The sequence below is a fragment of the Stenotrophomonas sp. PS02289 genome (genome assembly GCF_029960115.1).
GTDB lineage: Bacteria > Pseudomonadota > Gammaproteobacteria > Xanthomonadales > Xanthomonadaceae > Stenotrophomonas.
Window position 1 is genome coordinate 1 of sequence record NZ_JASCOZ010000193.1, and the last position, 7,565, is coordinate 7,565.

General features: G+C 65.7%; 5 protein-coding genes. 4 read left to right on the top strand and 1 reads right to left on the bottom strand.

Features of this window, described 5'->3' with window-relative positions; genetic code table 11:
* Positions 1–211 precede the first annotated feature (211 nt).
* The 4 genes from QMX83_RS18725 to QMX83_RS18740 all read left to right on the top strand — a co-directional run bounded on the left by QMX83_RS18725 (position 212) and on the right by QMX83_RS18740 (position 6,624).
* A complete protein-coding gene (locus QMX83_RS18725) occupies positions 212–2,887 on the top strand; it encodes a polysaccharide deacetylase family protein (protein WP_282298150.1) in 2,676 nt (891 codons plus the stop codon).
* A 3-nt stretch (positions 2,888–2,890) separates the two neighbouring features.
* Positions 2,891–4,234 carry a tRNA uridine-5-carboxymethylaminomethyl(34) synthesis GTPase MnmE gene (mnmE, locus tag QMX83_RS18730; protein WP_282298151.1) on the top strand — a complete coding sequence of 448 codons (1,344 nt, stop codon included), beginning with the start codon at positions 2,891–2,893 and terminating at the stop codon, positions 4,232–4,234.
* Between the two features lie 112 nt (positions 4,235–4,346).
* Positions 4,347–5,393: a virulence RhuM family protein gene (locus tag QMX83_RS18735; RefSeq protein WP_282298152.1), complete on the top strand. Its 1,047-nt coding sequence runs from the start codon at positions 4,347–4,349 to the stop codon at positions 5,391–5,393.
* A gap of 172 nt (positions 5,394–5,565) precedes the next feature.
* Positions 5,566–6,624, top strand: a complete 1,059-nt coding sequence (locus tag QMX83_RS18740) for a glycerophosphodiester phosphodiesterase (protein WP_282298154.1) — start codon at positions 5,566–5,568, stop codon at positions 6,622–6,624.
* A 39-nt stretch (positions 6,625–6,663) separates the two neighbouring features.
* On the opposite strand, the gene QMX83_RS18745 is transcribed toward QMX83_RS18740, so the two are convergent.
* Positions 6,664–7,440 (bottom strand): rhomboid family intramembrane serine protease, encoded by a 777-nt coding sequence (locus QMX83_RS18745; RefSeq protein WP_282298153.1) that lies wholly within the window; start codon positions 7,438–7,440, stop codon positions 6,664–6,666.
* Positions 7,441–7,565 lie beyond the last annotated feature (125 nt).

Sequence of the window (7,565 nt, forward strand, 5' to 3'; positions counted from 1 at the left end):
CCCCGCCGCCCCGGCCGCGAAGACGAAGAACCCGGGACCCGTCGAGCCGGGCTGGCCCGGCTCCTCTGGATCCCTACGGATCCCCCAGCCGGGCAAGCCCGGCTCTACGGAACCCCCACAAAAGCCCGCCTTCCGGCGGGCTTTTGCACATCCAGCGGTAGAATTCCGCCACCGGCGCCCACCGCGCCACGCATCACCCAATGGACTGCCCATGCCCCGCGCGTCGCTGCCTCGCCTAGCCTTTCCCCTGCTGCTCACCCTGACCCTTGCCGCGTGCGGCCAGAAACCAGACACCGACAGCACGGCTGCGGAAGCCACGCAGCACCCCAGCGCCCAGGCCGCCATCACCGTCGACCCCGCAACCGCACCGCTGCTCAGCGCCCTGCAGAAGCAGCTCGACCGCCACCGCCGCATCATCGTGCTGCTCGCCGACGAGGCCGAGCAGTCGCCCGCCGATCGCAACACCTCCACCCGCGTCGGCCAGCAGCTCTTCCATGAAGGGCTCGAACAACGCGAAGCCATCGCCGGCCTGTTCGACACGCTGTTGAAGGGCACCACGCCACAGCGCTTCGCCACCCTGGGCACGGTGCTGGACTACATCGAGTCCGCACCGGAGTTGTACGACGCCGACAGGCTGGCCTTCCGCGAGGTACTGCGCGACCTGCACGCGCGCATTGGCACCGATTCCTCATTGCCGGCGGTGAAGCTGCACCAGCGCATCGGCGAAGACCTGGACGCACTCGACGAGATCGAGCGCAACTACAACCAGGAACTCACCCGGATCTTCAGCCGCTTCGAGCGCACCCGTGCGATCACCCTCAAGCGCGAAAAGTGGGACGACTACGTCGCGCACCTGCGCACCCTGATCACCCGCGAAGCGATCCTGCGCGACTATGGAGTGATCGAGCCGTACCCGATGTCGATGAAGGACAGCGAGCGCGAGATCTTCGGCCGCGACCTGCCGGCCAAGACCGTGGTGCTCACCTTCGATGACGGTCCGCACAAGGCCTATACCGATGAGGTGGTCGCCATCCTGCAGCGCTACGACGTGCCGGGCGTGTTCTTCGAAGTGGGCCGCAACCTGGGCCAGGTGCAGGCCGATGGCAAGGTCAAGCTGGGCCCGATGGCCGGCATCAGCCGCAACCTGATGGAACAGGGCTACGCCGTCGGCAACCACAGCCTGACCCATGCCCAGCTGTCGCGCACGACGGGTGACGCCCTGCGCGAACAGGTGCTGGCCACCGACACCCTGCTGAAGGATGTCGACAGCCGCCGTGCGCCGCTGTTCCGCTTCCCCTACGGTGCCCGCAACGCGGAAGGGATGCAGGTCCTCAACGAGGCCGGCCTGAAATCCATCATGTGGAACATCGACTCGATGGACTGGGCCGACCCGGTGCCCGAATCCATCGTGCAGCGCGTGGTGGAGCAGGTGCAGAAGGAGCAGCGCGGCATCATCCTGTTCCACGACATCCACGACCGCGCGGTGAAGGCGCTGCCGCAGATCCTGGACCGCCTGATCGCCGACGGCTATCAGTTCGCCGGCTGGAACGGCCGCGAGTTCACCGTGGCACGGGCACGCAAAGGCACGACCAGCGACGCCACGGTAACCACCGGCTACGAGAAATCTTGGGCGATCGTCATCGGCATCGACGACTACGCGAAATGGCCGAAGCTGGAATACGCCAGTCACGACGCACAGGCGGTGGCCGACACGCTGACCGGACAGTTTGGCTTCCCGTCTTCGCAGGTGATCGTACTGAAGAACGAGCAGGCCACCCGCAACAACATCCTGGCCGCCTTCCACGATCGCCTGGCCGACGACCGCACCGCACGCAACGACCGCGTGTTTGTGTTCTTCGCCGGGCATGGAGCCACGCGCCGGCTGGCCTCGGGTCGTGACCTCGGTTACATCATCCCGGTGGATTCGGACCCGAATGCGTTCGCCACCGATGCCATCGCGATGACCGACCTGCAGAACATCGCCGAAAGCATGCAGGCCAAGCACGTGATGTTCGTGATGGACGCCTGTTACAGCGGCCTCGGCCTGACCCGCGGCGGCCCCTCCTCGTCCGCGTTCCTGCGCGAGAATGCGCGCCGCAGTGCACGGCAGATGCTCACCGCCGGCGGAGCCGATCAGCAAGTCGCCGACGCCGGCCCGAATGGCCACTCGGTGTTCACCTGGGTGCTGCTGCAGGCGCTGGCCGGCAAGGGCGACCTCAATGGCGATGGACTGATCACCGGTACCGAGCTGGCCGCTTACGTGGCCCCGGCCGTCTCCGCCGTGTCCCAGCAGACCCCGGCGTTCGGCAGCCTGCCTGGCTCGCAGGGCGGCGAGTTCGTGTTCCAGGTGCCGGACAGCCAGGAATACCTCAACGCCGACACCGACCAGCTGACCGCCGATGCGATCGCGCTGAACACCAAGGTCGACGCCGCCCAAGGTGCGAAGACCGACAAGGCGCCGGTGACGGTGGCGGACCTGCAGGGCGGACAGGCCAAGCTGGTGGTGCCCACCGCCGGCCCTGCGTCTGATCGCCAGCGCGCACAGCAGGCCAACGACCGCGGCCTGCAGCTTTATCGCGAGAAGCGCTATGACGAGGCGGTCGCGCAGTTCACCGAGGCGCTCAAGCTGCGCCCGGACTTCGCCCAGGCCGCCAACAACCTCGGTTTCGTCTACTACCGTCAGCAGCGTTACGCTGAAGCGGCGCGCTGGCTGGAAAACACCCTGAAGATCGACCCGTCGCGTGCGGTGGCCCACCTCAACCTGGGCGATGCGTACTTCCACGCCGGCGACAAGGCCAAGGCCAGGCAGGCCTACACCACCTATCTGGCCCTGCAGCCGCAGGGCAGCGGGGCCGCGCAGGCCCGCGCGCAACTGGAGAAGCTGTAAGCCATGACCACTGTCACTGAGACCATCGTTGCCATCGCCACGGCGCCGGGTGCCGGCGGTGTGGGCATGCTGCGCGTCTCAGGGCCGAAGGCCGCGTCCATCGCGCAGGCACTGGGCTGCCCTTCGCTGCAACCGCGCCACGCGCACTACGCACGTTTCCGCGATGCGGCCGGCGAGGTGCTCGACGATGGCATCGCGCTCTACTTCCCGGGTCCGCGCAGTTTCACCGGTGAAGACGTGGTGGAACTGCAGGGGCATGGCAGCCCGGTGGTGCTGCAGCAACTGGTAGCCCGTTGCATCGCACTCGGTGCCCGCCAGGCACGGCCCGGCGAGTTCAGCGAACGCGCGTTCCTCAACGGCAAGCTCGACCTGGCCCAGGCCGAAGCCATCGCCGACCTGATCGCTGCCAGCGACAGCCGCGCCGCACGCGCCGCGCGCCGTTCCCTCGATGGCGTGTTCTCGCGCCGCGTCGAGGACGCCGCCGAACAGCTGGTGCGGCTGCGCATCCACGTGGAAGCGGCCATCGACTTCGCCGACGAACCGTTGGATACGCTCGGTGGCGAGCAGGTGCGTTCCGGCCTGGCCGACGCGTTGCGCGCGATGGTGCAGCTGCAGGCAGACGCCGAACGCGGTCGTCGCCTGCGCGACGGCCTTCACGCCGTGCTGGTCGGACCGCCGAACGCCGGCAAGAGCTCGCTGCTCAATGCGCTGGCTGGCAGCGAACGCGCCATCGTCACCGACATCGCCGGCACCACCCGCGACACCCTGCGTGAAACCATCCGCATCGATGGGCTGGAGCTGACCCTGGTCGACACCGCGGGCCTGCGCGAAGGCGGCGATGCGATCGAGCGCGAAGGCATGCGCCGCGCCCGCGCTGAGATGCAGCGCACCGACCTGGCCATCGTGGTCGTCGACGCACGCGACCCGCAGGCCGGCCGCGAGGCGATTGGCGACGCCATCCTCGACGTGCCGCAGCAGCTGTGGATCCACAACAAGAGCGACCTGCTGGCCGAGATCCCGCCCACCGCCGATCCCAGCGTGGTGCATGTCTCTGCCGCGACCGGCCTGGGCCTGGAGCAGCTGCACACGCGCCTGCGCGAACTCGCCAGCGGCGGGGCAGGGGACAGCGTGGAAGGCGAGTTCTCCGCCCGCGCCCGTCATGTGGAAGCGATCACCCTGGCCATCGGCCACGCCGAGCGCGCCGAGTCGGAGCTGGTGCATGAGCATCTGGAGCTGGCGGCGGAAGAGCTGCGGCTGGCGCATGAGGCGCTCGGCGAGATCACCGGGCGGATGAGTGCGGATGATCTGCTGGGGCGGATTTTTTCAAGCTTTTGTATTGGGAAGTAGCGCGGACATGCGCAAACCTCGTCACCTTTGAACGCAGCAGTTCCGCACTGAAAAGCGATGAGTTCAACGACGGGGTACGGCGGTACTCTCGCCCAAGCAAGAGGAGCATGGAATGGAAAGGCGTACACACATCCGAAACAGTACCGCTGAGTTCCTGATCTTCACCGATCGGGCGGGTGAGTCGAGCATTGAAGCCCGCTACGAGGATGAGTCCGTCTGGCTCTCACAGAAGTTGATGGCCGAGCTTTTCGCAGTTGATGTCAGGACCGTCAATGAGCACCTCAAGAACATCTTTGCGACCCAGGAACTGGAACCTGAACGAACTATCCGGAAATTCCGGATAGTTCAGCAGGAAGGCACGCGAGAGGTGACTCGCTCGGTTGATTACTACCATCTCGATGCGATCATCTCCGTGGGTTACAGGGTCAACTCGATCCGGGCAACTCAGTTTCGACAATGGGCTACCCGCGTCCTTCATGACTTCGCAGTGAAAGGCTACGTGCTTGATCGAAAGCGGATGGAGAACGGGAGCGCGATTGGAGAAGATTACTTCGAAAGGTTGCTCGCAGAAGTACGCGAGATTCGCCTCAGCGAACGGCGCTTCTATCAGAAGATTACCGACGTCTATGCGACCAGTGTGGACTACAACAAGGATGCTCCCACCACGAAGCAGTTCTTCGCCAAGATCCAGAACAAGCTCCACTACGCCATACACGGAAGCACCGCAGCGGAGCTGATCAGCAGCCGTGCGGACAGCACCAGGCCGAGCATGGGTTTGACGACCTGGTCCGGTGCGCCGGCGGGTAAGATCCTTAAGACTGACGTAGCGGTTGCCAAGAATTACCTGACCAAGGACGAACTCGATTCACTAGGACGCGTAGTCAACGCATACCTTGAACTCGCCGAAGAGCGCGCACGTCGGAAGATTCCAATGACCATGGAGGACTGGGCCAAAAGACTTGATGCATTTCTGGAGTTCGATGACCGGGCCGTTCTCAAGGACCAGGGAAAGATCTCGGCCAAGGTGGCACAGGCACACGCTGAAAGTGAGTTCGAAAGGTATCGGATCGTCCAGGATCGACTGTTTGAAAGTGACTTCGACAAGGAACTGAAGCGCGTCGAATCGGGCGATGTGACGCGGGCGAAACAACCCAAATAAACGTGGAATTCATCACGTTTCTTCCCGCTGTAACACACCATCGGCACACTGCCGCACGTCTTTTCCGGCCCTTGCCGCATTGGCGGGGCTGTACCAACAGGGGTTAGCTGTGTCGAAGTCGTTGTGGGGTTGTGCGTTGCTGTTGTCGCTGGCCGTGGCACCATCTGTGGCCATGAGCGCCGAATCCTCCACCCCCGTGCCGCGCGCCAAGGCGGCGGTCTATGGTCACCGCGGTGCCAGCGCGCTGCTGCCCGAGCACACTCTGGCCGCCTATGCGCAGGCCATTGCGGATGGGGCCGACTACATCGAACCCGACCTGGTGATGAGCAAGGACGGCGTGCTGGTGTCCCGACACGAGAACGAGATCAGTGGCACCACCGATGTGGGCAGCCGCCCGGAGTTCGCCAGCCGCAAGACCGTGAAGACCATCGATGGCGAGCGGGTGGAGGGCTGGTTCACCGAAGACTTCACCCTCGAAGAGCTGAAGACGCTGTACGTGCGCGAGCGACTGCCGCAGGTGCGCAGTACCGCATTCGACGGCCAGTTCCGGATTGCCACCCTGGACGAGATCATCGAGTTCCTGGTCCAGCAGGCCGGTCGCGCCGGCAAGGGCATCGGTCTGGTGCCGGAGATCAAGCACGGCACCTACTTCCGCAGCATCGGTCTGCCGATGGAAGACAAACTGGTGGCCACGCTGCAGGCCAATGCGTACACCAACGTCGCGCCGATCACGATCCAGTCCTTCGAAGTGGGCAACCTGCGCCAGCTTCGCGCGAAGCTGGGCCGCACCAGCAACATCCGTCTGCTGCAGTTGATTGGGGCCGCGAATGAGCAGCCAGGTGATGTGCTCGCGGCCAAAGGCACGCAGCGCTACGCCGACATGATCACGCCGGCCGGCTTGGAACAGGTCGCCACGTACGCCGACGGCATCGGGCCGAGCCTGCGCATGGTGATTCCGCTGGATGCCGCCGGGCGCCTCGGTGCGCCGACCACGCTGGTGCGCGATGCGCAGGCGGCGGGATTGATGGTGGTGCCGTATACGTTCCGGCCGGAGAATTCTTTCATGGCGGCGGAATTCCGCCAGGGCGCACCGAACGCGCGCAATCCGGAAGGGTCGGTGGCTGAAATGCGTGCGTATCTGGCGACCGGGATCGATGCGTTCTTCACCGATGACCCGGCGCTGGGGCGTCGCGCCGTTGATGGTGACGGGGCGGCATCCGCCGCGAATTGATGCGTGGGCCGGCCAACGGCCGTCGCTACCGGGACCCCGTCAGCGCTCGTCGGGACGCCGGAACGGCAACACCACATAATCCTGCCCCTCGCGCGGTTGCCACAGCACCGGTACGCGGGTCGGTGAGGGCGGCTCGAGGTCGTCGTCGCGACGCGCTTCAAACGCGTCCGCATCGTCTTCCTCATCCTCCCAGCTGTAACGCTTGCGCGGGGCCATCGGGTCAGAGAGACGGAACAGCAGGGCACTGATGATGCCGGCAAAGGCACCGCCCATGTGCGACTGCCAGGACACGCCCGGCTCGTGCGGCAGGATGGTGATCAGCATGCTGCCGTAGAACAGGAAGGCGATCAGGCCGGTGGCGATCGCCGGGCGGTCGCGCCGCAGCAGGCCCAGCACGAACACCAGGAACATCAGCCCATGGGTGATGCCGCTCGCGCCCAGGTGGCGGCTGCCGATGTCGCCGAGCAGCCAGGCTCCCAGGCCGGAGCCGATCCACAACAGCGGAAACGCCCGCAATGTGGCCTTGGGATACACGCTGCCGGCCAGGGTGCCCAGAATCAACAGCGCGAAGGAATTCGCCGCCAGATGCTGCAGCGAGCCGTGCAGCAGCGGCGCGCCGAGAATGCCGAGCAGGCCAGCCTTCTCCAGCGGCGCCACGGCCCAGGGCCGCCAGTCGAAGTAGTCCTGGGCGGTGAACACCGCGACCAGCACCAGCACGAAGGCCAGGCTCAGGTTGAACGCCCGCATCACGCGACCGCGGTCGGTGCGGGGGGAAACCGGCGTCTCGCCGGACGGCTGGGGCAGGTTGGCGTTCATACCTTCATGGGTTGCGTCGCCCCAGGCTGAACACAAGGGCAACGCCACGGGAGACTGTGGGCCCGCCGGCGGGGCAAAACCCCCGGCAGCCCGGGTGGGTTACCCCGCGGCCTGCTTGGGCGGGG